Genomic DNA, 25,867 nt, shown 5'->3' on the forward strand with positions numbered 1-25,867 from the left:
GCGGAACCTCCGCCCTGCCCGAGTTTCTGTTGAACCGGGGCGAGTACGATTGAGCGAGTTTCCCGGGTACCCGGACGCAACGTCAGGAGAATTTCATTGGCTTCGATCCTCGATAAGGTCCTTCGCTTCGGCGAGGGCCGCCAGCTTCGTCGACTCGAGCGGTTGGCAAATCAGATCAACGGGCTTGAGGGTGAGTTCGAGGAACTCAGCGACGACGAGCTTCGCGACATGACCGAGGAGTTCCGCGAGCAATACCAAGAGGGTGTCGACGCGGGCAAGAAAGATCAAGACATCCTGGACGAGCTGCTGCCGCTCGCGTTCGCGGCCGTGCGCGAGGCCGCGCGCCGCACGCTCGGGCAGCGCCACTACGACGTGCAGCTCATGGGTGGCGCGGCGCTGCACGGCGGCAACATCGCCGAGATGAAGACCGGTGAGGGGAAGACGCTCGTCGCGACCCTCGCGGCCTACCTCAACGCGATTCCCGGCAAGGGCGTGCACGTCATCACGGTGAACGACTTCCTCGCGAGCTACCAGTCGGAGCTCATGGGCCGTGTGTTCCGTGCGCTCGGCATGACGACCGGCTGCATCCTCTCGGGCCTCACGCCCGACCAGCGCCGCGTGCAGTACGCCGCCGACATCACCTATGGCACGAACAACGAGTTCGGCTTCGACTACCTGCGCGACAACATGGCCGTCTCGAAGCAGGCGCTCGTGCAGCGCGGCCACTACTTCGCGATCGTTGACGAGGTCGACTCGATCCTGATCGACGAGGCGCGCACCCCGCTCATCATCTCGGGTCCTGCCTCGGGCGACGTCAACCGGTGGTACACCGAGTTCGCGAAGCTCGCGAAGCGCCTCAAGGAGGGCCGCGACTACGAGGTCGACGAAAAGAAGCGCACGATCGGTGTGCTCGAGGAGGGCATCGACCGCGTCGAGGACGAGCTCGGCATCGAAAACCTCTACGAGCAGGCAAACACGCCGCTTATCTCGTTCCTCAACAACTCGATCAAGGCCAAGGCGCTGTTCCACCGCAACAAGGAGTATGTGGTGCAGAACGGCGAGGTCAACATCGTCGACGAGCACACCGGCCGCATTCTTAAGGGCCGCCGCTACAACGAGGGTCTGCACCAGGCGATCGAGGCGAAGGAGGGCGTCACGATCAAGGCTGAGAACCAGACACTCGCCACCGTGACGCTGCAGAACTACTTCCTCATGTACGAGAAGCTCGCGGGCATGACCGGTACCGCCGAGACCGAGGCGGCCGAGTTCCAGTCGACCTACAAGCTTGGCGTCGTGCCGATTCCGACGAACAAGCCGATGCAGCGCCTCGACAAGCCCGACCTCGTGTACAAGAACGAGCGCGCGAAGTTTGCGCAGGTGGTCGAAGACATCGTCGACCGCGCCGAGACTGGCCAGCCCGTGCTCGTAGGTACGACCTCGGTCGAGAAGAGCGAGTACCTCTCGAAGCTGCTCGCGAAGCGCGGCGTCGAGCACGAGGTGCTCAACGCGAAGAACCACGCTCGCGAGGCCGCGATCATCGCGCAGGCCGGCCGCAAGGGCGGCGTCACCGTCGCGACGAACATGGCCGGTCGTGGTACCGACATCATGCTCGGTGGCAACGCCGAGTTCCTCGCCGTGGCGAAGATGACCGAGCTCGGGCTCGACCCCGAAGAGGACGCCGAGGCCTACGAGGCCAAGTGGCCTGAGGTGCTCGAGCAGGTCAAGAACGAGGTGAAGGACGAGGCCGAGGAGGTCGCCGAGCTCGGCGGTCTCTACGTGCTCGGCACCGAGCGCCACGAGTCGCGCCGCATCGACAACCAGCTGCGCGGTCGTTCGGGTCGTCAGGGTGACCCGGGCGAGAGCCGCTTCTACCTCTCGATGACCGATGACCTCATGCGCCTGTTCAACACCGGCGCGGCGCGGGCGATCATGGACAACGACTCGACGCCCGACGACCTCGCGCTCGAGTCGCGCATCGTGTCGCGCGCGATCCAGTCGGCGCAGGGCCAGGTGGAGTCGCGCAACGCCGAGATTCGCAAGAACGTGCTCAAGTACGACAACGTGCTCAACGAGCAGCGCTCGTCCATCTACGCCGACCGCCGCGCGATCCTCGAGGGCGACGACCTCGAAGACAAGGTGCAGGACTTCATCCAGGGCGCGATTCACGACATCGTGCTCGAGCACACGGCGGGCAACCCCGACGACTGGAACGTCGAGATGCTCGAGCAGGACCTCAAGCAGCTCTACCCGATGACCATCACGGTCGAAGAGATCATCGACGAGCACGGCGGTATGAACCAGGTCACCGACGAGCACGTCGAAGAAGAGGTCATCGCCGACGCGAAGCTCGCCTACGAGAAACGCGAGGAGCAGCTTGGCCACGAGGCGAGTCGCGAACTCGAGCGCCGCATCCTGCTGCAGGTGATCGACCGCAAGTGGCGCGACCACCTCTACGAGATGGATGCGCTCAAGGAGGGCATCGGCCTGCGCGCGCTCTCTCAGCGTGACCCGCTCGTCGAGTACCAGCGTGAGGGCTTCACGATGTACCAGCAGATGCTCGGCGGTATTCGCGAGGAGTCGGTGCAGTTCCTCATGAACACCGAGGTCGAGGTCGAAGAGCACGAGCACGAGGACGGCACAAAGCATAAGTCGATCAAGGTGCGCCAGCGCAACCTCGACGGCGAAGCGCAGCCGACCCAGCAGCTCAACTACTCGGCAGCCGACGAAAGCGGCAACGTGCGGGTCACCGACGGCACCGGCCGGGTCAACGTGGGGGCGACGCGTGCCGCGATGCGCCGCGAGATGACGCTCGGGACCGCCTCGGCGATGCGCGAGGCCGCGGGTGAATCGGCTGACGCCGCGGCAGAGGCCGCGGCGAGCGAGCGCACCGCGACGGCGACGACGACCGCGAAGAAGCCCGCGGGCAAGCCGACCGCGTCGCAGAAGAAGAAGTCGCGCTCGGGCAACCCGGCGAAGCACGCGAGCGAGCAGGGCCGTTCGGCCTCGGCGGTTGCGCGCGAGCAGCAGGCGACGACGCGCAAGCAGCAGCGCGGCTCGTTCGGCCAGAAGGTCACCGACGAGTCCGACAACTAGTCGTGGCTCGCGAACGCGATTGGCCCGGCGCCTTTAACGCCCGCGACCTCGGGGGAATCCCCGTGGCCGCGGGCGTGCTCGCGCCCGGGGTGTTGTTCCGCTCGGGGCAGCCGCAAACGTGGGGCCCCGACGCCTGGGTGCGCGCCGAGGCCGAGGGCGTGCGCCGCGTGCTCGATTTGCGTGACCCGAGCGAGCCGCGGGGCAGCGCCACGGGCACCGACGGCATCGACTACCGGTTCACGCCGGTCGAAGATCCGGAGCTGCCCGCGTTCCGCGCGCGCTTCGACCCCTATCTGAACCACCCTTCGGGGTACCCCGACTTTGTCGGGCTCTTCGCCGAGCGCGTCGCCGTCGCCGTCGGCGAGGTGCTAGAGGCCGGCCCGGGAACGCTCGTCTGCTGCTCGGCTGGCCGCGATCGCACGGGACTCGTCACGGGCATCCTGCTGCTGCGCTACGGTGCCGACGCCGAGGTGCTCGCGCACGAGGACGAGCTTGCCGTGCGCGCCGTCAACGAGCATCACCTGCACCGCGCGAAGCCGCACCCGTATGAGCGCTGGCACGACGAGACCGAGCTCGCCGAGATCATCCGCTCGTGCGGCGACGCGGTGCGCGAGTTTGCCGAGGGCTTCGACGCGCATGAATTTCTGCGCACCCACGGGGTGGCGGATGCGGCGGTCGAGCGGGCGCGCGATTGGCTGATCGCGTCGCGCTAGCAACGCGCTAGAGCACGTGCAGGCGCTGCGCACGCCAGCGACCGCGATACGACTCGAGCCGAATCGCGACGGCGCGGCAGCGGCTGCCGAGGTCGACGACGACGGTCGCCTCGACGACGCCCTCGCGGGGCGACTGCCAGACGCAGTGGATGGGCTCGATCATCGGCCGCATCGCCACGCCGCCGCGGCGCTGCCGAGCGCGGGCCGCGTGCTGCGCCCGCGCGAGCAGTTTGCTTGCAACCTCGGGCGCGAGCCAGCGCGTCAGCTGTTCGATCTCGCGGATGCCCGCCATCGCCTCGAACACGCCGCGCGCGAGATTGCGGAGCATCGGCTCGGGGTCGCCCGTCGGCGCGGCGGTGCCGCGCGGTGCGGGCAGCGCGGTGAGCACACCCTCGCCAAAACGCAGCGGTTGCGGAACATCGTCGTTGAGGGCGGTGGAGAGGCGCGACTGCGGCTGGGGCATCGTTGGCTCCTGTCGAGAGGCAGGCGTACGTCGCCATTCAACAATCCGAGGCCAGGCCGTGGGGCGTTTCGTCAAAATCTGTGGATAAGTCCACCGCTCGGGTGACGTGCAAATCATCCTGTGGATAACTTGACGGGCTGCGGCCGAGATGCATCAGACTGGTCTGGTGCGCTGGAACGACCTCTTCGACGACCTCGCGGGGCAGTTTGACGCCGAACACGAGCGGGCCCGCCGCCTCGAGGCGGTCGAGGACGAGCGCCTTCGCGTCGCGCGCACGACCCTGCGGCAGCGACTCGCCGCACTGCAGGCGGCGCTCGAGCCGGGGGAGTGCATCGACATCGAGCTTCGCAGCGGCGATCGCCTGCGCGCCGAGCCGATCGAGTTCGGCGCCGAATGGTTCCTCGCCAGGCTCGCGTCGCCGGCCGGCCACTACGCGAGCGTACTCGTGCCACTCGCGGGCATGAGCTCGGTGATGCTCACGCGAAGCCAGCTTGACCGCTCGCTCGCGCCACGACCCGAGGCTCCCGAATCGCTCACGGCACGGCTCGGCTTCGTCATGCCGCTGCGCGATCTCGCGCGGCGACGCGTGCACTGCGAGCTGACGACCACCCTCGGCGTGCTGCGCGGCACGATCGACCTCGTCGCGCGCGACCACCTCGACCTCGCGGTGCACGACCTCGACACCCCGCGGCGCACGCCCGACGTCGCCGCCTTTCGGGTCGTGCCGCTCGACGAGATTCGCCTCGTGCGGGTCGCCGGCGACGCGCGGAACTAGTTGTTGCCGTCGCGCCAGCTGCCCGAGCCGGTGATCTCGGGAATATCGATGAATTCCTGCTGCCCAAACATCGCCTCGCGGCGGCGGGCTTCGTATTGATCGGCGACAAAGCGCTCGAGCTCGAGCTGTTCGACGCGCAGCGCGCCGGCCGAGCCGATGCGGATCGCGGCAAGTTCGTTGGAGTCCACGAGGTCGCGGACGACGTCGAGTTCGACGTTGAGGATCTCGGCCACGTCGGACAGGGTGAGGAAACGGGGAAGCCCCTGGTTGGGGTTCGAAGACATGCCCCAAGTATCCCAGCGATTCCCTGCACGCTCGCCGCCTGTGGATAACTTGCCCAGCGAATTCGGACGATGTCGCAACATAGACACGTCAAGGCGGACGCGCGTCCGCAATCTCCCGTAACTAAGGAGCGCTTCCGTGGCAACAGCTCGTAGAAGCCGAGTCGATCCACGGCTCGTTATTGGCATCGTGCTCGTCGCCGGGTCGATCGCGGGTGTCGTCGGCGTCGTGCAGTCCACGGCGCAAACGACGACGGTCTACGCGCTGGGGCAGGCCGTCGCCGCGGGCGAGACGATCACCGCGGAACAACTCACCGCGGTTGAGGTCTCGGCCGCAACGCCCACCGAGCTCTACCTCACCGACGCGAGCGCCGACAGTTACATCGCGACCCGCCCCATCGGCGCGGGCGAGCTCGTGCCGCTCACCGCGCTCGGCGAGGCCGACACCTCGAGCGCGGCCGTGGTGGTGAGCATCCCGGGCGAGCTGCCGGGCGGGGTAGGCACCGGCACGACGGTCGAGATCTGGTCGGCCGCCGCGGGTGAACGAATGGGCACCTACGACGCGCCGCAGGTGATCGTCGCCGAGGCGCAGGTCATTCGCGTCATCGAGCAAGACGACTTTGTCGCGACGGCGCAGGTCGACGTCGAGCTGCGCATCCCCGACGGCGAGATCGCCACCGTCATGAGCGCGACCTCGAACGGGGCACGGCTGCAGCTTGTGCCCATTCACGAGCCGGTGCAGGAGTAACCGGTGGCGCGCATCATCCTGGCCGTCGACTACGACGTCGAGGCAAACCTGCTCGAGGGCATCATCCGCGCCGGGCACGAAATCGTTGACCGCGTCACCGGCGCCACTTCGCTTGCCGTGGCTGTCGAGCGCGCGCGGCCAGAACTCGTGCTCGCGCAGGCCGGCCCCGAGACCCTTAACCTCCGCAGCCTCGCCGCGTGCGACGGCGCCGGGGCCCGCACCATCGCGGTCGTCGGCAACGAGGAGGAGCGGCGGCAGGCCACCGAGCTCGGGCTCGTCGACCGCATCCGCGCCGACGACGGGTGGGATGCGGTCGAGCGACTCCTCGAGGGCGAGGCCGCCCGCGTTGCGCCGCCGACCGCGGCACCTGCGGCGGCGAAGGAGCCGCCGCGCAGCCGCAAGGATCGCCGCCGCGAGGAATCGCGGCGTGGCCGCCGCAACGCGCCGCGCGACGCCGCCCCGCGGCCACCCGAGTCGGGTACGACGCCGCCACCCACAAAACCCGCGCCCGGCCGCGTCCTCGCCGTCTGGGGCCCGCACGGATCGCCGGGCGTGACTACGGTGGCGATCGCGCTCGCGGCGTCGCTCGTGAACCAGGGCCACCGGGTGCTGCTCGTCGACGCCGACACCTACGGCGGGGCCATCGCTCCCGCGCTCGGCATCGCCGATGAGGCGCCGGGGCTCGCGGCCGCCTGCCGCCTCGCCGGGGCGGGCTCGCTCTCAGCCGGCGAGCTCGACCGCGTGAGCTCCGAACTCGCGTGCGCCCGCGGTACCTTGCGCGTGCTCTCGGGCATCAGCAATCCCGCCCGCTGGCCCGAGCTGCCGAGCGAGCGGATGCGCGCCGTGCTGTGGCTCGCGCGCGACGAGTATGAGTTTGTCGTCGTCGACGTCGGGTTCAACCTCGAGCGCGACGAGGAACTCGTGAGCGATGTCGCGGCCCCGCGCCGCAACGCCGCCGCGCACGCCGCGATCGAGGCGGCGGATGCCGTGGTCGCGGTCGGCGAGGCCACCCCGGTCGGCCTGCAACGCTACCTGCGGGCGCGGCTCGGCCTCGTCGACCTTCGCGGCGACGCGGCGCACCTCGAGACGGTGATCACCCGCCTGCGCCGCGGGGCCACGGGCACCGACTCGGCCGGGCAGGTGCGTCAGGTCTTGCTGCGGTTCGGCGGTATCGAACGGGCCACCCTGCTGCCCGACGACCCCAAGGCCGTCGACCGGGCGATGGCCGAGGCGATCGCCGTGGTCGACGCGGCACCGAGGTCGCAACTCGCGAAACAGCTCGACGCGCTGGCCCTCCGGCTCGCCCACGTTGACGACACCGCAGCACCGATTGCGGCGGATCTCCAATCAGATCGCTCACTCGTCCAATAATGTGGAGGCGTGTCGAGCCTCACCAACCTCATTCAACGCCACAGCGACCTCGATTCGAGCGATCGCGAGTGGCTCATGCTGCTGCTCGCCGACTGGCAGCTGCTCGCCGACCTCGCCCTCGCCGATCTCGTGCTCTGGGTGCGCGACTCCGAGGCTCGCTGGGTCGCCGTCAGCCAGGCGCGGCCGGCGTCGGCGCCGACGCTGTTCTACCGCGACCTCATCGGGCAGCGGGTGCGCGAGCAGTGGGAGATGGAGGTCGAGGCGGTCTACCAGCGCGGCGTGACCATCCGTTCATCCGCCCCCGACTGGTTTGACGAGATTCCGGCGCAGCTCACGACGAGCCCCGTGTTCTCAACCCGTCACGCCGACGGCCGGGCGCAGCGCTCCGAGCGGCCGATCGCGATCATCACGCGGCACACGAACCTCGCCGGCACCCGGCAGCCCACCCGCCAGGAGGTCACTTTCCGCGAGTGCTCGGAGGACCTCTTCGACATGATCGCGGCGGGGGAGTTCCCCGACCTCGACGCCCCCGAATTCTCGCGTCGCGGCGCACCCCGCGCCTCGGACGGTCTCGTGCGGCTCGACACCGACGGCGTCGTCACCTTTGCGAGCGCGAACGCCCTGTCGGCGCTGAACAAGCTCGGCTTCGGCGGCGAGCTCGAGGGCGAGATCTTCTCGGAGGTCGCCTCGACCCTCGTCGACGACAAGCGCAACGTCACGGTCGACGAGGCGCTACCGCTCGTCGTGACCGGCCGGGCGCCGTGGATGAGCGATGTGGATGCGCGCGGCGTCACGGTCACGCTGCGGGCGATTCCCCTGCGGCGCGGCGGCGAGCGCCTCGGCGCGATCGTGCTCTGCCGCGACACGACCGATGTGCGTAATCAGATGCAGGAGCTCATCACCAAGGACGCGACGATTCGCGAGATTCACCACCGGGTGAAGAATAACCTGCAGACCGTCGCGGCGCTGCTGCGCATCCAGGCCCGCCGCGCGAAGGCCGACGAGGCCCGCGAGTCGCTGCTGCAGGCGATGCGCCGCGTCTCGTCGATCGCCGTCGTGCACGACACCCTCTCGGGCGGCTTCTCGCAGTCGGTCGACTTCGACGAGGTGTTCGCCCGCGTCATGCGGCTCGCGACCGAGGTCGCCGGCGGCACCGGCACCGAGGTGCGACCGGTGCTCGAGGGGTCGTTCGGCTCGGTGCCGAGCGAGTTCGCGACACCGCTCGCGCTCGCGCTCACCGAGCTCGTTACGAACGCTGTCGAGCACGGGTTTCCGGCGGGCAGCTCCGACGGCCAGGTCGCCGTCACCGTCGAGCGCGACGACGACAACCTCGCCATTCAGGTGCGCGATAACGGCGTGGGCATGGTCGGCGGCCACGAAGGCTCGGGCCTCGGCACGCAGATCGTGCGAACGCTCGTCGAGGGTGAGCTCGGCGGCGCCATCTCGTGGCAGGAAAACCCGAGCGGCGGCACCATCGTGCAGATCAGCATCCCGCGCCGCTGGGGCGTGGGGTAACAAACGAAGTGCCTCGGCGGAGATTCCGCCGAGGCACGCAGTGTCGAGCTGCTCGGGTTAGCTGGCGCGGCGGGCGCGGGCAGCGCGACGCTTGAGCGCGCGACGCTCGTCCTCAGAAAGGCCACCCCAAACACCAGAGTCCTGGTTTGTGTCGAGTGCGTACTGCAGGCACTGCTCGGTTACCGGGCAGCGCGAGCAGATTGACTTGGCGGCGTCGATCTGTTCAATCGCGGGGCCGGTGTTGCCAACCGGGAAGAACAGCTCGGGGTCAGCATGCAAGCATGCAGCGCGATCACGCCAATCCATGTAAATGGGCTCCTTGTCTACGCGTTTTGGCACGCGGAGGCCGTACTCTCAGACGGAGTCGTGATGACAGCGGCACACCAAACTGCGGGTTTGCGCAAGGGCGCCGAAGTCCTGATCTGTAGTATTTTGCCACGCAGTTGCATGCTGATCAAGGGAATATTCGAGTGAACGCAGAGGGCGAACACCCCACCGGGGCCGCCACGACCGGGCCGGTGTGGCCGTTAATTCTTCTGGCGATGGTGCTCGGGCTCGAGGCGCTCGTCATGGCGTGGGTGACGGTGCTGCTGTTTGTCGAGTTCTTCGCGGAGGACGCGCTCTCGGTCGCGTCGTCGATCGCGCTCATCGTCATGGCGGGGCTCGCCACCGTGTTGCTCATCGCGCTCACGGTGGGTGTCTGCCTCGGGCAGCGCTGGGTGCGCGGGCTCACCGCCGTGTGGCAGGCGCTGCAGGTCGCGGCCGCCGTCACGGTGATCCGTGGCGACATGATGCCCGGCCTCGGCTGGGCGCTCGCGGTGGCGTCGCTCGTCGGCCTGCTGCTCGTCTTCCACCCCGCGGTGAGCGGGCGCTTGAAGTAGCTAGCTGTCGCCGAGCTTCTTGAGGATCCGGTCGACGTGGCCGGTGGCCTTGACGTTGTAGAGCGCCTCGATGACCTTGCCGTCCTCGTCAACGAGGAAGGTCGAGCGAATCGCGCCCTCGACGATGCGGCCGTAGTTGTTCTTCTCGCCGTAGGCGGCGAGGCGGGTCTGCACCTCGTGGCCCGGGTCGCTCAGCAGCGTGTAGGGCAGCTCGTACTCCGTCTTGAACTGTGCCAATTTGTCTACCGAGTCGGCCGACAGCGAGAGCACCTTGTAGCCGGCGGCGGTGAGGCGCGCGTCGCTGTCGCGGAAGTCGCAGGCCTCCTGCGTGCAGCCCGGGGTGAACGCCTGCGGGAAGGTGTAGACCACGAGCTTCGAGCCGCGGAAATCGCTGGGGGACACCTGCTTGCCGTCCTGGTCGCTGAGCGTGAATTCCGGGAAGTTGTCGCCGGGCTGCAGTCGGATGGGTTCGGTCACGGAGTTCTCCTCAGGGTCGGGCGGAGCCGCGACGGACGAATGTACGCCGCAGCCAGGATCATGCGGCAATTTGAACACACTTTGGTCTGTTCCCCATCAGAGTGCACATAATGCCCCGGGTGCGGGTTATGCTCCCCACACATCTGAAAATTGGAACCCAGCGCCCTCACTCGGCTGCGACGCGATCAGCGTTGCTTGCGGCCCGCAGCAGCAACGAAGCTCAATTGAGGTGGGGCGCGGTGGTTCCCGTGTCGGCGCAGCGTGCTGCGTCGGCGTCTGAAAGGCAAAAGCAATGGTGAAATCGTCCGTCGCTCGTTCTTCCCGGAAAGCCCTCGGTGCCCTTGGCGCCTTCGCCGCGGTTGCCCTCGTGCTCACCGGCTGCGTCCAGAACACCGAGGGGACCGGCGGCAACGCCAACCCCACCGAGAGCGCCGAAATCTCGGTGACGAAGTCTGACACCGCCGCCGCGCTCGTGCCCGAGGAGATCTCGAGCGCTGGCGTGCTCCGCGTGGGCACCGACGCCACCTACGCTCCGAACCAGTACGCCGGCCCCGACGGGCAGCCGGTAGGTTGGGAGGTCGAACTCGTCGAGGCGATCGGCACGAAGCTTGACCTCGACGTCGAGTGGTCGAAGGAGGGCTTCGACCAGATCATCCCGAAGGTCACCGGTGGCACGCTCGACATGGGCTCGTCGAGCTTCTCCGACACCGTCGAGCGCCAGGAGTCGGTTGACTTCGTCGACTTCTACTCTGCCGGCCTCCAGTATGTACGCGGCGTTGACGTCGACCCGCTGCCGGACTCGCTGTGCGGCCTCACTATCGGCGCGCAGGCGACCACCACCTCCGACGACTACCTCATGGCCGCGAGCGACGAGTGCGAGGCGAACGGCGAGGAGCCGATCGACCTCGTGAAGAAGGACGGTCAGGACGAGGCCACGAACGACGTCGTGCTTGGAAACACCGACTACATGCTCGCCGACTCTCCGATTGCGCAGAACAGCGTGCTGCAGGCCTCCGACAAGATCACCCTTGAGGGCGACGTCTTCGACGCGGCACCGTACGGCCTCGTGTTCGCGAAGGACACCGAGCTGACGCAGGCGGTTCAGACCGCCATGCAGGAGCTCATGGATGATGGCACCTACGAACAGATCCTCAGCAACTGGGGTGTTCAGGACGGCGCCGTCGACGAAGCTGTGATCAACGGTGTCAGCTAGCACCGAACCCATCGTCGCGGTCAAGCTGCGACACCCCTGGCGGACGACCGTCGCGATCGTCCTCGTGCTGCTGCTCGCCGTATTCATTTACGACGCGGCAACGCGCGAGACCTTCCGCTGGCACCTCGTCGGGGCGTACCTCTTCGACACTCGGATCTTCCAGGCCGTCGGCGTGACCCTCGCCCTCACCATTCTCTCGATGGTGCTCGCGGTGGTCATGGGCCTCGTGCTCGCCGTCATGCGGCTCAGCGATAACCCGGTGCTGCGCACCCTGTCGTGGCTGTACCTCTGGCTCTTCCGCGGCACGCCAGTGTATGTGCAGCTCGTGTTCTGGGGTCTGCTGTCGACGATCTACCGGTCGATCGAGGTCGGCGTGCCGTTCACCGACACGACCTTCTTCACGATCGCCCCGTTCGAGGCAATCGACCTGTTCTGGCTCGCCGTGCTCGGCCTCGCCTTCAACGAGGCCGCGTACATGGCCGAGATCGTGCGCTCGGGCATTCTCTCGGTCGATGCTGGTCAGGAGGAGGCATCAAAGGCGCTCGGCATGAGCTGGCGCGACACCATGCTGCGGATCATCATTCCGCAGTCGATGCGGGTGATCATTCCGCCGACCGGCAACGAGCTCATCTCGATGCTGAAGACCACCTCGCTCGTGACAGCGCTCGGGTTCACGCTCGACCTCTATGCGCGCTCGCGGGAGATCTCGGCCGCGCTCTACGAGCCGGTGCCGCTGCTCATCGTGGCGAGCATCTGGTACCTCGTGGTCACGAGCGTGCTCATGGTCGGTCAGCACTACCTCGAGGCATACTTCGGCCGCGGGGTAGCGCCGCAGAAGGACACGGGCGTCGCCGACACCGGCGTGCTCAAGCTCCCGGCAGGGGAGCAAACCGGGGCGGTGCCGACGGCCGACTCGGCGACCTCGACGCGAACGACGGGAGACGGCGCATGACCGCAACAGCCACCGCGACGCCGATGGTGCGCGCGGAACACATCGTCAAGCGCTTCGGCTCGAACACAGTGCTCAAGGACATCTCGCTCGAGGTCGGGCGCGGCCAGGTGCTCTGCCTGATCGGGCCGTCAGGCTCGGGTAAGTCGACCCTGCTGCGCTGCATCAACCACCTCGAGACGATCGACGGCGGGCGGCTCTGGGTCGAGGACGAGCTCATCGGCTATCGGCAGCGGGGCGACAAGCTCTACGAGATGACGCCGAAGGAGGTGTCGACGCAGCGCGCTGACATCGGCATGGTGTTCCAGCGCTTCAACCTGTTCCCGCACATGACCGCGCTCGAGAACATCATTGAGGCCCCGATGCGAGTCAAGCGCGAGAAGAAGTCGGTCGCCTCGAAGCGGGCGATGGAATTGCTCGAGCAGGTCGGCCTCGCCCACAAGGCGAAGTCGTACCCCGGGCACCTCTCGGGCGGCCAGCAGCAGCGTGTCGCGATCGCCCGGGCGCTCGCGATGCAGCCGAAGCTCATGCTCTTCGACGAGCCGACCTCGGCGCTCGACCCCGAGCTCGTCGGTGACGTGCTCGGCGTCATGAAGCAGCTCGCCGAGAGCGGCATGACCATGGTCGTCGTGACGCACGAGATGGCGTTCGCACGCGATGTCGGCGATCACCTCGTGTTCATGGACGCGGGCGTCGTAGTGGAGGAGGGCGACCCGCGGGACGTCATTTCGAACCCGCAGCACGCGCGCACGAAGGCGTTCCTCTCGCGGGTTGGTTAACGACTTGCAAACACGTGTCGAGCGGTGGTAGTGTCTTCCAGTCGGTACGGCGAGGTTGACAAGTAGACTCCGCCGCTCGATTCGCGCCTCTAGCTCAATAGGCAGAGCAGCTGACTCTTAATCAGCGGGTTCCGGGTTCAAGTCCCGGGGGGCGCACGACAAATCCCCACCACGGCATCGCCGCGGTGGGGATTCCTCGTTTCCGCGTGAACCTGACAGTGACAATGCTGGGGCAGAATAGAACAACGCAGACTTTCCTGGGATCCGAAAGAAGGCAGAGCGTGGCTGTAGGTACCGTCCTCGACAAGCGCGAGTCAGCGATCGAACTCGTTCGTCCCACCACACTTGCGCAGGTGCAAGACACGGTGCGGCGCGCGCATCTCACCGGCGCACAGGTGCGGCTGATCGACCTGCAGGGTAGCGGCGACGCCGCGCAGCCCGGCATCACGATCGACCCGCGCGGCCTCCGCGGGCTCGTGAGCGTCGACCCGGCGGCGGGCACGGCGACGTTCCTCGCCGGCACGACGATCGATCAGGCTGCGACCCAACTCGAGGCCGAGGGCCTGTCGATGGTCGGTGCGCCGAGCAACGCGAAGCTCACGCTCGGCGAGGGCGTCGTGCTCGGCGGTCACAGCGGCGCACCGCGCGACGCGAGCTTCCCCGCATCCATCGCCGGCGTCACGCTCGTCGACGAGACCGGCGCAGTCCTCCGCGTCTCGGCCTCGCGCAACCCCCACTACTGGAGTGCCGCGCGTCTCTCGCTCGGCGCGCTCGGCATTGTCACCGAGGTGACTGTGCGGGTGCGTCGCTATCAGGCGCTCCGGGTCAAGCGGGTCAAGGCCGACCTGCGCTCGATGCTCCGCGACCTGCCCGAGGCGCGCAGCAAGGTCGACTATTACGTCGCGGCCTGGCGCCCCGGCCACGACGCCGTCAAGCTCACGCTCGGCTGGCTCGAGGATGCGTCGCCCGCGCAGGTCGCGGCACGTCGCGGCAATCTGTCATCGGCGCTCCACGCGCAGGACGAAAAGCCGAGCCTGTTTGGTCGCCTCCGCGCCGGCGTGCGTCGCTTGTTCGGCGGCGGCACCGAGCGCCTCGACGAGCGCCGCGAGGGCTCGACCGGCTCGCTCGCCGAGGGGCGTGACGTCGCCGGCGCGAACTCGAGCGCGGTGACGATGGAATACCAGTTCCCGCTCTACAAGGTCGACCTCGTGCTGCAGGCGCTGCACGAGCTCGCGCAGCGCAACCGCGCGTTCTCGGGCGTCCAGGCGCGCCTCGGCATGGTCGCGCGCGACGACGTGTGGCTGTCGCCGGCGTACGGACAGGATGTCGTGGCCGTCGCGCTCGACGTGAGTGACGCATCCGGCCGCAACCTCGAGGCCCTGCAGCAGACCGAGGAACTCTTCATCTACCTCGGCGGGCTGCCGAACTGGGCGGGTTGGAACACCTTCACCGCCGGCGAAGCTGCCGACGTCATGCCCCGCTACAGCGACTTCGTGCACATCGCTCACGACCTTGATCCTGATGGAATCTTCAGGAACGCGGCGGCGGACCGCCTGGTGCATTAAGTTTCAGAGGAAACTTATTTTTAGGGGGCTCGCATGCGGGCGTCCTAGAATCGGTGCGTTCAGCACCTTCCCACGACGAATGGAAATCCCAGGGCATGGCCAGTAAAGACCGCGACCGTATTCGACAGCTTCGTGAGGAAGCCAACGCGCTTCGCAAGAAGGAAGAGGCTCGCAAGCGTCGCAGCCGGATGTTCGCCCAGCTCGGTATTGTGGCCGGCGCCGTCGTCGTGATTGCGGCGCTCGTGCTCCTCGTCGTGATGGGCCCGAAGTGGTTCAGTAACCAGGTGACACCGTCCGCTGAAGGCGAGATCGAACTCACGAACTCGGCGGGCGAGGCAGTGAGCCTGCCCATCCGTGTCGAGGAAGATGGCGGCGTCGTGGTCGGCTCTGACGACGCGCCCGCGAAGCTCGACTACTACTTCGACTTCTCCTGCCCGCACTGCCAGGACTACCACACCGCGATGGAGTCGTCGTACGAGCAGGTTATTGCCGACGGCGACGTGCAGGTGACCTATCACATGATCCGCTTCGTGCAGGACTACGGCCAGTACGCTGGCTCGGCCACCGCGGGTGTCATCAGCGCAGACCCGAGCCTCTTCTACACCGTCGTGAACGGCATCTTCTCGGTGCCGGCCGAGACGCAGGTCACCTGGGGCTACAGCGACTACGCGTCGTACGTACAGACCCTCGGCTTCACCGACGAAGAGGTTATCCAGAACATCGCCGACGGCAACTACGGCGGCTGGATCAGCGACAACACCCAGCGCGCCCGTGAAGACGGCATCTCGGGCACCCCTTCCGTTGCAGTGAACGGCACGCTCCTCGAGACCGTGCCCGCCTCGCTCGACGAGCTGCTTGACGCCATCGGCGCCGAGCCCGCGGCGACGACCGACTCGACCACCGAGCCGACCGCCACGACGGGGAACTAGCTCTTGAGCGCGACCCTTGACGAACGCCTCGGCGAGGAGGCGAGCGACACGGCCATTCCGGCTGCCGCCCGCACCCTCGTCACGGGGTGGACCCTCCTCATCGGCGGCGGTATTGGCCTCATCGCGAGCTTCATGCTCACGATCGAGTACTTCCACAACCTCGCCGACCCGAGCGCCGAGTTGCTCTGCGACCTCAGCGTCTTTGTCACCTGCCAGCCGGCGATGAACTCGACCGCGGGGGCCATCCTCGGCTTCCCGAACGTCATTCTCGGCCTCGTCTGCTTCACGATCGCGGTCGTCTCGGGCGTCGTGCTCGTCGCCCGTGTTAAGCTGCCGGACTGGTACTTCGTCGGCCTGCAGATCGGCCTGATCGGCGCCGCAGTGCTCATCACCTACCTGCAGTGGTTCTCGGCCTTCGAGCTGCGCGCCCTCTGCCTCTGGTGCATGGTCATCTGGACCGCCACGATCCCGACCGTCACCCTCACCACGATCGGCAACCTCGCGAACGGCCGCCTCGGCCGCGGGGGAGTGAAGCTCGGCAAGGGCCTCGCCAACTGGGCGTGGGTCGTCGTCGTGATCTGGTACCTCGCCGTCATCGGCCTCGTGCTCGCCGGCATGTGGGAACCGATCCGGCTCAGCCTGATCTAGCAGCGCATCCCCACAAACGCTTCGGGCGGGTGACCAACCGGTCACCCGCCCGAAGCGTTTGTAGCGGTGCTTAGCTCGCGCGCTTGAGCTCGTCGTCGCCGGCGTCGTTTGCCGGCCTCGCGGGCTCGATGGCGCGCAGGGGCTCGGGTCGCTCGAGCTCGGCGACGTCGGCGATCGTGTTCTGCACGCGGCGCACGAGGTCGGCCGACATGATTTCCGAGAACACCGCGTCGTCGCCCGGGTCGCGGCCCGTGCGCCATTCGAGGCGGTAGCGGCCCCGCGGGCCGAAGAGGTCGTCGAACAGGCGCAGCAGCTCGAGCTGGGCCTCGGTCGTCAGCGCGGCCTCGGGCTGGAGCATGCGCGGCGGGTGCTGGGGCGCCGGCGCGAGGCCGAGACCGGCGAAGTTCGGATGCGCGCTGAGCGGCATCGCCGGACGGCCGGAGGGCGTCGGGATGAGACCGGCGTAGCGGGGCTCCTCGGACTCGGCCTCGACCTCGGTCGCCTCGGGCTCCTCGTAGTCGTCCTCGTCGATCGAGTCGAGCTCGGCGACCTCAAAGCTCGGTGCTTCCACCGGCGCCTCGACGGGCGCGACTTCGGCGGCCGGCGCGGGTGCGACCTCGGCGGGCGGCGAGGCGGCCGCGGCCGGCGCTTCGACTCGGTGCTCCGGCACCGCGACGGTCGGCGGCTCGGGCACGACATAGTCGGCGGGGGTGGTCACGACGGCGCGAGCCTCGGGGGTCGGCTGCGGCGCGGCTGCCTGCAGGGGCGCCGCGACACGGGGCTGCGCCCACTGCTCGGGCATCGAGACGGGTGCCTGCGACGGGGAGGTCGGCTCGGCCTGCGGAGCCGGTGCGGTCTGAGCGCTGTCTGCCTGCGGTTCGCCGAGGCCGGCGAGTTTGCGGAACCAGCCGAACATTGGGCACCCCTTTCCTACGTGTGGGCACGCGAAACTCGCGCGCGTACACGAAGCCTACGGATTCAGCGCCTCAGAATCCGGGTGCGACACTCGCGCTCAGGGAACTAGTCGAGTTCTTCCTGGCGTGCCTCTTCGACGCGCTCGCGCACTCCGGCGATCGCGAGGGCGAGCGTGGCGCCGACGGCGATCCACGTCGCGACGATGCGCAGCGTCGAGTTCGATTCCTGCGTCGTCTTCACCGCGGGGACGATGCCCGCGACCGCGGAAAGGACTGCCCCGTTGAGTAGATACTTGCGCACCGGTCATCACTCCTTGCGGTGGGTTGGCGGCTCGCAGCGCCGCGATGTCGCGAACCAGCCTAGCGCCCCATTGCGGCCATTGCGACGCGGTGTGGCGGCGTGTACCGTAAATGCTGACCGATCGGTCAGGGCTTGACGATTCATCGCCCCTCCCGCTGAAGGACCCCCGTGACAGAACCCAGCGCGCCGGCCAAGCATGAGCTCGCCGAACGCATCCGTACCGTTGCCCTCCAAGAGTTCGCCGCCCGCGGCTATGGCGTCTCACTCCAGCAGATTGCCGAGCGCAGCGGCTGCACGAAGGCGAATGTGCTCTATCACTTCGGCAGTAAAGAGGAGCTCTTCCGGGCGGTGCTCGCGCCGGTGATCGAGGCGAGCCGCGAGCTCGAGCGTCGCCTCGACGTCGAGCCCGACTTCGACCCGGCGCGAGGCGCGGCCGAACTCATGGTGAATAACCGCCACGCGGTGAGGATGCTCGTCTTCCACCACCGCTCGCTGCCAGACGCCCGCGAGGCGAACTTCTTCCTCGACATCATCCAGCGCGTTGCGGCGAAGCTTGCGCCGAACGATCCGACCGCGCCGACGCGCGCCGTGGTCGCGTTCATCGGTATCGCCTATGTGCTCTCGGTCGACCCCGAAGACGCCGACGCTGCCGACTTCCCGCAGTTCGACGTTGATTTCCCGGGGTTCACGAGCCTCGACGCCATCGCGCAGCTCGTCTGCCAACTCACCCTCGCCCCCTCGCTCTAAGGACTTCATCCCGTGGCGCTGCTTCTCTATCGCATCGGACGCTTTTCATTTCGGCACGCCTGGCAGGTGCTTGTCTCCTGGCTCGTCGTATTTGCCGCCGCGTTGGGCCTCGGGCTGGGGCTCGGCGGGCAGATGAACGAGTCGTTCGAGATTCCCGGCAGCGAGTCGCAGGATGCGCTCGACCGCCTCGCGCAGGTGTTCCCCGAAGTCGCGGGGCTGAGCGCCCAGGTCGTAATCGAGACGACCGACGGCAGCTCAATCGACACCCACCGCGACGAACTCGCGCAGGTCGCGAGTGACATCAGCGACCTCGAGCACGTGACGCAGGCGCTCGATCCGTACTCGGAGTACGCGACCGGCACGCTCAGCGACGACGGCGAGGCCGCGATCATCCAGGTGCAGTTCGACACCGACATGATGGACAAACTCGGCGACGACAAGCAGAACGTCGTCGACATCGCCGAGACGTTGGAAGACGACGGCCTGCGCGTGGAGTTCGGCGGCACCCTTTATCAAGACATCACCTACGGGCTCACCGTCACCGAGGCGATCGGCGTGGCCTTCGCCGCGATCGTGCTCATCGTCGCCTTCGGCTCGGTGCTCGCCGCGGGCCTGCCCCTCGCCTCCGCGCTGCTTGCCGTCGGCGTGACGATGGGCGCGCTGCTGTTCGTCACCCGCTTCGTTGTCGTCTCGAACGCGAGCCCGCTGCTCGCCGTAATGATCGGCATCGCGGTCGGCATCGACTACGCCCTGTTCATCTTGTCGCGGCACCGCAACCAGCTGGCAAAGGGGATGCGGGTCGAGGAATCGGCCGCGACCTCCGTCGGCACGAGCGGCTCGGCGGTGACCTTCGCCGCGGCCACCGTCATGGTGGCGCTGCTTGGCTTGCTCATCGTCGACATCCCCTTCCTCTCGGTCATGGGCGTCGCGGCGGCGGGCGGCGTGCTCATGGCGCTGCTCGCCGCGCTCACCCTGCTGCCCGCGCTGTTCGGGCTCGCGGGCGAGCGCCTGCGCCCGAAGGAGGGCAGCCGCGTCTGGCGACGCGAGACCGGCGAGAACGCGAAGCCGACGATGGGTCGCCGATGGGTGCGGCTGGTGCTGCGGGCCCCCATCGTGTTCGTCATTCTCGTCATCGGTGTGCTCGGGGTCACCGCCCTGCCGGCGCTGCACATGGAGACCTCGCTGCCGAGCGGCAAGAACGAGGCCGAGGGCGCAACCGCCCGCGAGGCGTACGACATGATCACCGATCACTTCGGTGAGGGCAGCAACGGCCCGATGCTCGTCATGCTCGACATCACGCAGATGGACAACGACACGCTCGTCGACGATCTCGCAGCGATCCGTGACCGCGTCGCGGCAGTGCCGGGTGTCGCGTCCGCCGGTGACGCCCTGCCGAATCCCACGGTCGACTCCGCGATCATCCAGGTGATCCCGACGACCGGGCCCGCCGACCCCGAGACGACGAAGACCGTCGCCGCGCTCCGCGCGCTCGCGGCCGGCATCGAGGCCGACTACAACGCTGTGAGCTCGGTCACTGGCTCGACGGCCGTGCAGATCGACATCACCGACCGGCTCAACGGCGCGCTCTTGCCCTTCGCTGGCGTCGTCGTCGGGCTCAGCTTCATCCTGCTCGCCCTCGTTTTCCGTTCGATCCTCGTGCCGCTCAAGGCGGCCGTGAGCTTCCTGCTCTCGGCGTTCGCCGCGTTCGGCGTGGTGGTTATGGTGTTCCAAGACGGCGTGCTCGGCACGATCATGGGCATCGTGCCCGGGCCGATCATCTCGTTCCTGCCGGTCATCCTGCTCGCAATCGTCTTCGGGCTCGCGATGGACTACGAGGTGTTCCTCGTCTCGGGCATGCGCGAGGCGCACGTGCGCGGGCTGGAACCGAGGGAGGCGATCGAAGAGGGGTTCGCGTCGGCCGCCCGCGTCGTCACCGCGGCCGCGCTCATCATGTTCTTCGTGTTCGTCGCCTTCGTGCCCGAGGGCGCGGGCGTGATCAAGGTGATCGCGCTCGGCCTCGCTGTCGGCATCTTCTTCGACGCATTCCTCGTGCGCATGACCCTCGTGCCCGCGCTCATGGCGCTGTTCGGCAGGCACGCCTGGCAGCTGCCGAAGTGGCTCGAGCGCAATCTACCCGACCTCGACATCGAGGGCGAGCACCTGCGCGAGTACCGCGGACGGGCCGAGTGGGCGCAGCAGCACCACGCGGCGATCGCGTTCGAAGACCTCGTCGTGGGCAGCGAGCGCGCGCAGTTCGCCCCGGTGACGGGCGAGGTACACGCGGGCGGCGTGCTCGTAGTGCGGGGCGAGGTGGCGCCGCGCGCCGTCGTCGCCGCGACCTTCGCCGGCCGGGTGAACCCCTACGGTGGCCGACTTCACGTGCTCGGCCGCACGCTGCCCGGCGACGGCGGCGCCCTGATCTCACGCGTCGCGATCGCCGACCTCGGCAACCTCGACGACCGGGCGCGCGAACTGTCGCTCGGCCAGCTCATCGGCCGCCACGGCGCGTTCGGCCGCACCGACCTGCGCACCGAGCTGCCCGAGCATCAGGTCGTGTCGGTGATTGAGGACCTCGACGCCGCGCTGCGTTCGGTCGGCTGGGACGGCCCGCGCCTCACGGCGCAGACCCGGCTCACCAGCCTGGATGCGCTGGGCCGCGCCGTCGCGCTCGCAGGCGCCGCCGTGGTCGAGCTTCCCGAGCTGCTCGTGCTCGAGGTCGGTGCGCTCGGCTTCGACTTCCGCGCGGGCGCGCTCGTCGCACGGGCCGTCGCGGCCGTGCAGCGGCTGATCCGCGACGACGTCACCCTCGTACTCACGACGGGCGTGGCGTTCGACGCCGCGCAGCTGCGCGAGCTCGGGCGTGAGATCGAGGTCATCAACCTCGTCCGCGCGAAATCGAGCCCAGCATCCGCCAATCTTGACTCTTCTGCCCGAAAGGAGCTGCACCGATGAGCGGCACGCAGCGCACCGCGACCGGCTTCACCGGCGCACGTATTCGCAACATCCTCATCGCGGTCTTGCTCCCACTCGCGATCGTCGGCCTCTACTTCGCCGCGCTGAGCGGCAGCAGCCAGCGCGACGACGCCCTGCCCGTCGTGCTCGTAAACAACGACCAGATGGTCGAGCAGACGAACAACGACGGCACGACGACCCAGGTCGTCGCGGGCCGCTTGCTCGTCACCTGGCTCACCGACCCCGAGAACGCCGGCGCCTATAACTGGGAGCTCGTCAACGCTGAGACGGCGCAGGAGCGGCTCGACGCGGGCACCGCGTACGCGGCCGTCGAGATTCCCGAGAACTTTTCGGCCGCGGTCGTGTCGCTCGGCGGAGGCGAGCCCGAGGCCGCGCGCATCAACGTGACGGTGAGCCAGTCGTCCGATTGGATGACTGGCGAGGTCACCCAGCAGCTCTTCGACGGCATGACTGCCGAGTTCGGGCAGCAGCTCACGAACCAGGTCGCGGTCGGCCTCGCGGACGGGCTCAACGACTCGGCCGACGGACTCGAACAGGCTGCCGACGGTGCGCAGCAGCTCGCCGATGGCGCGGGCGAGCTCGGCTCGGGCTTCACGCAGTACCAGGACGGCGCGCAGGAGCTCGCGGATGCGGGTGGCCAGGCCGCCGACGGCGCCTCGCAGCTTGCCGACGGCGCGGGCGAGTTCGGCGACGGCGTCGAACAGTACGTGTCGGGCGTCGACTCGTACATCGACGGGGTTGAGCAGTACACCTCGGGCTCCGACCAGCTGGCCTCGGGTGTAACCGAGTTCGCGGGCGGCATCGACACCTACACCGACGGCGTTGGCCAGTACGTCGACGGCGTGCAGCAGCTCGCCGACGGGCTCGGGCAACTGGATGCGGGCAGCGGTCAGCTGCAGGATGCGGCCGGCCAGCTCAACGACATCGCCGGCCAGCTCGAGTCGAACAGCGGCAACATCGACCAGGCGCTCGCGGGGCTCGAGCAACTCAGCACCCTGATCTCGCAGCTCGATTCGCTCGACCCGAGCGCGCTGACCACCTATTGCGATCAGCTCGAAGCGATCGACCCGGCGCAGGCGGACGCCTGCCGTGGCGCGATCGAGCAGATGGTGAGCCAGCTGCCCGGCGGCACGATCGACCTCGGCGGCATCGAGAGCGAGCTCAACTCGCTCATCGACCAGGTCGGTGGCGTGCAGGATGCCGGCGATCAGCTCGGCCAGCTAGCCGACGGCCTCACGCAGTACACCGAGGGCGTCACCGCCTCGGCGCAGGGCGCGAGCGAACTCTCGGCCGCCGGCGACGAGCTCGTCAGCGGTGGGGGAGAACTCTCTTCCGGTGCGAGCGAACTCTCGTCGGGCGCATCGCAGCTCAGCGGTGCATCGACGCAGCTCAGTGACGCGGGCGGCCAGCTGCAGGATGCGGGCGGCCAGCTCACCGGCGGCGCGAGCGAGCTGTCGAGTGGCGCGGGCGAACTCTCGGATGGGCTGACCCAGCTCGCCGACGGCCAGCAGCAACTCGTGGAGGGCGGCGACGAACTCGGCGACGGCATTCAGAGCCTGCGCGAGAGTGCGAGCACGATGTCGCAGTCGCTGCAGGACGGCGCCGATCAGGCGAAGAACGCGATCGGTGACCCGGATGCGTTCGCCGACGCGGTTGCGCAGCCGGTCGTTGCCGAGGTGAACGGCGTGCACAACCCCACCTTTGCCGGGATGCTCGCCGCGCTCCTCCTGCCCATCGGCATCTGGCTTGCCGGCCTCATCGCCTCGCTGCGCCGTGGCCTCGTCACCGACGAGATGCTCGCGTCGAGCGCATCGACCTGGAGCATCCTGCTCGCGGCCACGCGCCGCCTGGCACAGCCGGTGCTCCTCGTTGCCAGCGTCGTGACCCTCGCGCAGCACGTCTTCTTCGGGGTGCCGTGGTCGGGGATCGGCATCACGATCCTCTTCGCACTGCTCGGCACCGCGGTGACCGTGGCGCTGCACCTGCTCTTTGCCGCCTGCGCGAAGCGGCGCACCGCCGTATTGAGTTCGCTCGTCGCGCTGGCGCTACAGCTGTTGCTCGTGCGCGGGTTCTTCCCGCTCGAGCTTCGTTCGGGCTGGGTCGAGACGCTGAGCGGCTGGGCGCCGCTCGCGCAGCTGGCTGCCGGAATACAGGCCGGCTATGCGGGTGCGAGCGCCGGAGCAGTCGTTGGGCCGGTCATCATCCTCATACTGATGACGGTTGCGGGGGCCGTGATCGCCACAATCGTCATGACGACACGCCGACACGCGACCGCAAAATCCCAGATCAGCGCGTTGTCGGAGCGCCACGCATGACGGGATTTGACGGAACTGAAATCCATGTCATAAGCTTATGGAGTTGCGCCGGAAGGGGCAGCAAAGCCCAAGACCGGGTGCAAGGCTCATTACGAGCCAAGCTCGATGCTCTAAGAGCTCCGAGGGTCTGACCGGAAACAGAGTCTGAACAAGACGGAAACGCCAGGTTGACAAACGAAAGTTACTGGGTATAAGCTAATCAGGTTGCTTCGGAGAGAAGCGGCAGGGAAATAACCGCCGCAGAAACCGAAAGCGATTGGTCTTTGAGAACTCAACAGTGTGCACTAAATAAATTGTCATATGCCATTTTTTATATGGTTACCTCGTGACTGGCTAGCTTCGGCTGGTTGGTTTATTTGGTTCCTTTTTTAATATTTTGGATGATGATCGCCAGATTAATTTTGGTGTTTTGATTCTGGATTGAACTCATTTTTTACGGAGAGTTTGATCCTGGCTCAGGACGAACGCTGGCGGCGTGCTTAACACATGCAAGTCGAACGATGAAGCCCAGCTTGCTGGGTGGATTAGTGGCGAACGGGTGAGTAACACGTGAGCAACGTGCCCGAAACTCTGGAATAACTACCGGAAACGGTGGCTAATACTGGATATGTGCCAGGGAGGCATCTCCTCTGGTTGGAAAGATTTTTCGGTTTCGGATCGGCTCACGGCCTATCAGCTTGTTGGCGGGGTAAAGGCCCACCAAGGCGACGACGGGTAGCCGGCCTGAGAGGGTGACCGGCCACACTGGGACTGAGACACGGCCCAGACTCCTACGGGAGGCAGCAGTGGGGAATATTGCACAATGGGCGCAAGCCTGATGCAGCAACGCCGCGTGAGGGATGACGGCCTTCGGGTTGTAAACCTCTTTTAGTAGGGAAGAAGCGAAAGTGACGGTACCTGCAGAAAAAGCACCGGCTAACTACGTGCCAGCAGCCGCGGTAATACGTAGGGTGCAAGCGTTGTCCGGAATTATTGGGCGTAAAGAGCTCGTAGGCGGTTTGTCGCGTCTGCTGTGAAATCCCGAGGCTCAACCTCGGGCCTGCAGTGGGTACGGGCAGACTTGAGTGCGGTAGGGGAGATTGGAATTCCTGGTGTAGCGGTGGAATGCGCAGATATCAGGAGGAACACCGATGGCGAAGGCAGATCTCTGGGCCGTTACTGACGCTGAGGAGCGAAAGCATGGGGAGCGAACAGGATTAGATACCCTGGTAGTCCATGCCGTAAACGTTGGGCGCTAGATGTGGGGACCATTCCACGGTTTCTGTGTCGTAGCTAACGCATTAAGCGCCCCGCCTGGGGAGTACGGCCGCAAGGCTAAAACTCAAAGGAATTGACGGGGGCCCGCACAAGCGGCGGAGCATGCGGATTAATTCGATGCAACGCGAAGAACCTTACCAAGGCTTGACATATACCGGAAACTTCCAGAGATGGTTGCCCTGCTTGCAGTCGGTATACAGGTGGTGCATGGTTGTCGTCAGCTCGTGTCGTGAGATGTTCGGTTAAGTCCGGCAACGAGCGCAACCCTCGTCCTATGTTGCCAGCACGTTATGGTGGGAACTCATGGGATACTGCCGTGGTCAACACGGAGGAAGGTGGGGATGACGTCAAATCATCATGCCCCTTATGTCTTGGGCTTCACGCATGCTACAATGGCCGGTACAATGGGCTGCGATACCGCGAGGTGGAGCGAATCCCAAAAAGCCGGTCTCAGTTCGGATTGGGGTCTGCAACTCGACCCCATGAAGTCGGAGTCGCTAGTAATCGCAGATCAGCAACGCTGCGGTGAATACGTTCCCGGGCCTTGTACACACCGCCCGTCAAGTCATGAAAGTCGGTAACACCCGAAGCCGGTGGCCTAACCCTTGTGGAGGGAGCTGTCGAAGGTGGGATCGGTGATTAGGACTAAGTCGTAACAAGGTAGCCGTACCGGAAGGTGCGGCTGGATCACCTCCTTTCTAAGGAGCATTGACACGGTCACGATTCGTGTGGTCGTGGTGCCCAGTCTTGCCCGAGTGTGGTGAGTGGGTGCTCAAGGGTGGAACATATGACAAGTGTGTGGGTGAGATCGCACTCTAGTACCTAGCTTTTCGGAGTTGGTGGAACGGGGGTGGTGGAGCCGGCGCATGGTGTGCACGCTGTTGGGTCCTTGGGGACCGGTCAACTGCCAGGCCTTCGGGTTGGGTGGCGGTTTCCTGCAGGCCACTGCAGGCTGCTGGA

Annotated in this window: 22 protein-coding genes, 1 tRNA gene and 1 rRNA gene; 18 read left to right on the forward strand and 6 right to left on the reverse strand. The window is 67.1% G+C overall.

What is annotated here, in order from left to right; genetic code table 11:
• Window positions 1–96 precede the first annotated feature (96 nt).
• Together secA and M3M28_RS01910 are read left to right on the forward strand one after the other, a co-directional pair.
• On the forward strand, window positions 97–3,093 hold the full coding sequence (gene secA, locus M3M28_RS01905) for a preprotein translocase subunit SecA (protein WP_249387176.1): 2,997 nt from the start codon (window positions 97–99) through the stop codon (window positions 3,091–3,093).
• A gap of 2 nt (window positions 3,094–3,095) precedes the next feature.
• Window positions 3,096–3,806: a tyrosine-protein phosphatase gene (locus tag M3M28_RS01910; protein WP_249387177.1), complete on the forward strand. Its 711-nt coding sequence runs from the start codon at window positions 3,096–3,098 to the stop codon at window positions 3,804–3,806.
• Between the two features lie 7 nt (window positions 3,807–3,813).
• Here the strand turns inward: M3M28_RS01910 and M3M28_RS01915 are convergent, their stop codons facing one another.
• On the reverse strand, window positions 3,814–4,269 hold the full coding sequence (locus M3M28_RS01915; RefSeq protein WP_249387178.1) for an Rv3235 family protein: 456 nt from the start codon (window positions 4,267–4,269) through the stop codon (window positions 3,814–3,816).
• 166 nt (window positions 4,270–4,435) lie between these two features.
• Here M3M28_RS01915 and M3M28_RS01920 point away from each other — a divergent pair, with 166 nt between their 5' ends.
• Window positions 4,436–5,044 (forward strand): hypothetical protein, encoded by a 609-nt coding sequence (locus tag M3M28_RS01920; RefSeq protein ID WP_249387179.1) that lies wholly within the window; start codon window positions 4,436–4,438, stop codon window positions 5,042–5,044.
• On the opposite strand, the gene M3M28_RS01925 is transcribed toward M3M28_RS01920, so the two are convergent.
• Window positions 5,041–5,328 carry a helix-turn-helix domain-containing protein gene (locus M3M28_RS01925; RefSeq protein ID WP_249387180.1) on the reverse strand — a complete coding sequence of 96 codons (288 nt, stop codon included), beginning with the start codon at window positions 5,326–5,328 and terminating at the stop codon, window positions 5,041–5,043. The genes M3M28_RS01920 and M3M28_RS01925 overlap by 4 nt on opposite strands.
• Window positions 5,329–5,464: 136 nt before the next feature.
• On the opposite strand from M3M28_RS01925, the gene M3M28_RS01930 reads away from it, so the two are divergent.
• Genes M3M28_RS01930 through M3M28_RS01940 form a run of 3 tightly spaced genes read left to right on the forward strand, consistent with a single transcriptional unit; the run spans window position 5,465 to window position 8,959 of the window.
• Window positions 5,465–6,073, forward strand: coding sequence for an SAF domain-containing protein (locus M3M28_RS01930; RefSeq protein ID WP_249387181.1), 609 nt, complete (start codon window positions 5,465–5,467; stop codon window positions 6,071–6,073).
• Window positions 6,074–6,076: 3 nt separating this feature from the next.
• The gene (locus M3M28_RS01935; RefSeq protein ID WP_249387182.1) at window positions 6,077–7,444 is read left to right on the forward strand and encodes an AAA family ATPase; all 1,368 of its coding nucleotides are present in this window, start codon (window positions 6,077–6,079) and stop codon (window positions 7,442–7,444) included.
• A 9-nt stretch (window positions 7,445–7,453) separates the two neighbouring features.
• The gene (locus M3M28_RS01940) at window positions 7,454–8,959 is read left to right on the forward strand and encodes a sensor histidine kinase (protein WP_249387183.1); all 1,506 of its coding nucleotides are present in this window, start codon (window positions 7,454–7,456) and stop codon (window positions 8,957–8,959) included.
• 57 nt (window positions 8,960–9,016) lie between these two features.
• On the opposite strand, the gene M3M28_RS01945 is transcribed toward M3M28_RS01940, so the two are convergent.
• Entirely contained in the window at window positions 9,017–9,265 is a 249-nt protein-coding gene (locus tag M3M28_RS01945; protein WP_125107770.1) for a WhiB family transcriptional regulator, read from the reverse strand.
• A 164-nt stretch (window positions 9,266–9,429) separates the two neighbouring features.
• Here M3M28_RS01945 and M3M28_RS01950 point away from each other — a divergent pair, with 164 nt between their 5' ends.
• Window positions 9,430–9,840, forward strand: a complete 411-nt coding sequence (locus tag M3M28_RS01950) for a hypothetical protein (protein WP_249387184.1) — start codon at window positions 9,430–9,432, stop codon at window positions 9,838–9,840.
• Here the strand turns inward: M3M28_RS01950 and M3M28_RS01955 are convergent, their stop codons facing one another.
• Entirely contained in the window at window positions 9,841–10,317 is a 477-nt protein-coding gene (locus tag M3M28_RS01955) for a peroxiredoxin (protein ID WP_249387185.1), read from the reverse strand.
• Window positions 10,318–10,609: 292 nt separating this feature from the next.
• Here M3M28_RS01955 and M3M28_RS01960 point away from each other — a divergent pair, with 292 nt between their 5' ends.
• The 7 genes from M3M28_RS01960 to M3M28_RS01990 all read left to right on the forward strand — a co-directional run bounded on the left by M3M28_RS01960 (window position 10,610) and on the right by M3M28_RS01990 (window position 16,400).
• Entirely contained in the window at window positions 10,610–11,530 is a 921-nt protein-coding gene (locus M3M28_RS01960; RefSeq protein ID WP_249387186.1) for an ABC transporter substrate-binding protein, read from the forward strand.
• Window positions 11,520–12,482 carry an amino acid ABC transporter permease gene (locus M3M28_RS01965; RefSeq protein WP_249387187.1) on the forward strand — a complete coding sequence of 321 codons (963 nt, stop codon included), beginning with the start codon at window positions 11,520–11,522 and terminating at the stop codon, window positions 12,480–12,482. The genes M3M28_RS01960 and M3M28_RS01965 overlap by 11 nt, the downstream gene beginning before the upstream one ends.
• Window positions 12,479–13,258 (forward strand): amino acid ABC transporter ATP-binding protein, encoded by a 780-nt coding sequence (locus tag M3M28_RS01970; RefSeq protein ID WP_283255713.1) that lies wholly within the window; start codon window positions 12,479–12,481, stop codon window positions 13,256–13,258. Before M3M28_RS01965 ends, M3M28_RS01970 begins: the two co-directional genes overlap by 4 nt.
• A gap of 83 nt (window positions 13,259–13,341) precedes the next feature.
• A tRNA-Lys gene (locus M3M28_RS01975) sits at window positions 13,342–13,414 on the forward strand.
• Between the two features lie 125 nt (window positions 13,415–13,539).
• Window positions 13,540–14,823, forward strand: coding sequence for a D-arabinono-1,4-lactone oxidase (locus M3M28_RS01980; RefSeq protein WP_249387188.1), 1,284 nt, complete (start codon window positions 13,540–13,542; stop codon window positions 14,821–14,823).
• Between the two features lie 95 nt (window positions 14,824–14,918).
• Window positions 14,919–15,752, forward strand: a complete 834-nt coding sequence (locus M3M28_RS01985; protein WP_249387189.1) for a DsbA family protein — start codon at window positions 14,919–14,921, stop codon at window positions 15,750–15,752.
• A 3-nt stretch (window positions 15,753–15,755) separates the two neighbouring features.
• Window positions 15,756–16,400, forward strand: a complete 645-nt coding sequence (locus M3M28_RS01990; RefSeq protein WP_249387190.1) for a vitamin K epoxide reductase family protein — start codon at window positions 15,756–15,758, stop codon at window positions 16,398–16,400.
• 70 nt (window positions 16,401–16,470) lie between these two features.
• On the opposite strand, the gene M3M28_RS01995 is transcribed toward M3M28_RS01990, so the two are convergent.
• Together M3M28_RS01995 and M3M28_RS02000 are read right to left on the reverse strand one after the other, a co-directional pair.
• Window positions 16,471–17,316, reverse strand: coding sequence for a hypothetical protein (locus M3M28_RS01995; RefSeq protein ID WP_249387191.1), 846 nt, complete (start codon window positions 17,314–17,316; stop codon window positions 16,471–16,473).
• Window positions 17,317–17,420: 104 nt separating this feature from the next.
• A complete protein-coding gene (locus tag M3M28_RS02000; RefSeq protein ID WP_125107780.1) occupies window positions 17,421–17,615 on the reverse strand; it encodes a hypothetical protein in 195 nt (64 codons plus the stop codon).
• A 168-nt stretch (window positions 17,616–17,783) separates the two neighbouring features.
• On the opposite strand from M3M28_RS02000, the gene M3M28_RS02005 reads away from it, so the two are divergent.
• The 4 genes from M3M28_RS02005 (at window position 17,784) to M3M28_RS02020 (ending at window position 25,605) form a co-directional block, all read left to right on the forward strand.
• Complete coding sequence (locus M3M28_RS02005; RefSeq protein ID WP_249387192.1) at window positions 17,784–18,362, forward strand: TetR/AcrR family transcriptional regulator; 579 nt, start codon at window positions 17,784–17,786, stop codon at window positions 18,360–18,362.
• Window positions 18,363–18,374: 12 nt separating this feature from the next.
• The gene (locus M3M28_RS02010; RefSeq protein WP_249387193.1) at window positions 18,375–21,314 is read left to right on the forward strand and encodes an MMPL family transporter; all 2,940 of its coding nucleotides are present in this window, start codon (window positions 18,375–18,377) and stop codon (window positions 21,312–21,314) included.
• Complete coding sequence (locus M3M28_RS02015; RefSeq protein ID WP_249387194.1) at window positions 21,311–23,650, forward strand: YhgE/Pip domain-containing protein; 2,340 nt, start codon at window positions 21,311–21,313, stop codon at window positions 23,648–23,650. Before M3M28_RS02010 ends, M3M28_RS02015 begins: the two co-directional genes overlap by 4 nt.
• Window positions 23,651–24,082: 432 nt before the next feature.
• Window positions 24,083–25,605, forward strand: a 16S ribosomal RNA gene (locus M3M28_RS02020).
• The last annotated feature ends 262 nt before the right edge of the window (window positions 25,606–25,867 follow it).

It is taken from the genome of Gulosibacter sediminis, assembly GCF_023370115.1.
GTDB classification, from domain to species: Bacteria; Actinomycetota; Actinomycetes; order Actinomycetales; family Microbacteriaceae; genus Gulosibacter; species Gulosibacter sediminis_A.

Bases quoted from the DNA above. Each gene is read 5' to 3' on its own strand.
- M3M28_RS01970 (WP_283255713.1), top strand. From the start codon at position 12,479: ATGACCGCAACAGCCACCGCGACGCCGATGGTGCGCGCGGAACACATC.
- M3M28_RS01945 (WP_125107770.1), bottom strand. From the start codon at position 9,265: ATGGATTGGCGTGATCGCGCTGCATGCTTGCATGCTGACCCCGAGCTG.
- M3M28_RS01995 (WP_249387191.1), bottom strand. From the start codon at position 17,316: ATGTTCGGCTGGTTCCGCAAACTCGCCGGCCTCGGCGAACCGCAGGCA.
- M3M28_RS01985 (WP_249387189.1), top strand. From the start codon at position 14,919: ATGGCCAGTAAAGACCGCGACCGTATTCGACAGCTTCGTGAGGAAGCC.
- M3M28_RS02015 (WP_249387194.1), top strand. From the start codon at position 21,311: ATGAGCGGCACGCAGCGCACCGCGACCGGCTTCACCGGCGCACGTATT.
- M3M28_RS01915 (WP_249387178.1), bottom strand. From the start codon at position 4,269: ATGCCCCAGCCGCAGTCGCGCCTCTCCACCGCCCTCAACGACGATGTT.
- M3M28_RS01960 (WP_249387186.1), top strand. From the start codon at position 10,610: ATGGTGAAATCGTCCGTCGCTCGTTCTTCCCGGAAAGCCCTCGGTGCC.
- M3M28_RS01925 (WP_249387180.1), bottom strand. From the start codon at position 5,328: ATGTCTTCGAACCCCAACCAGGGGCTTCCCCGTTTCCTCACCCTGTCC.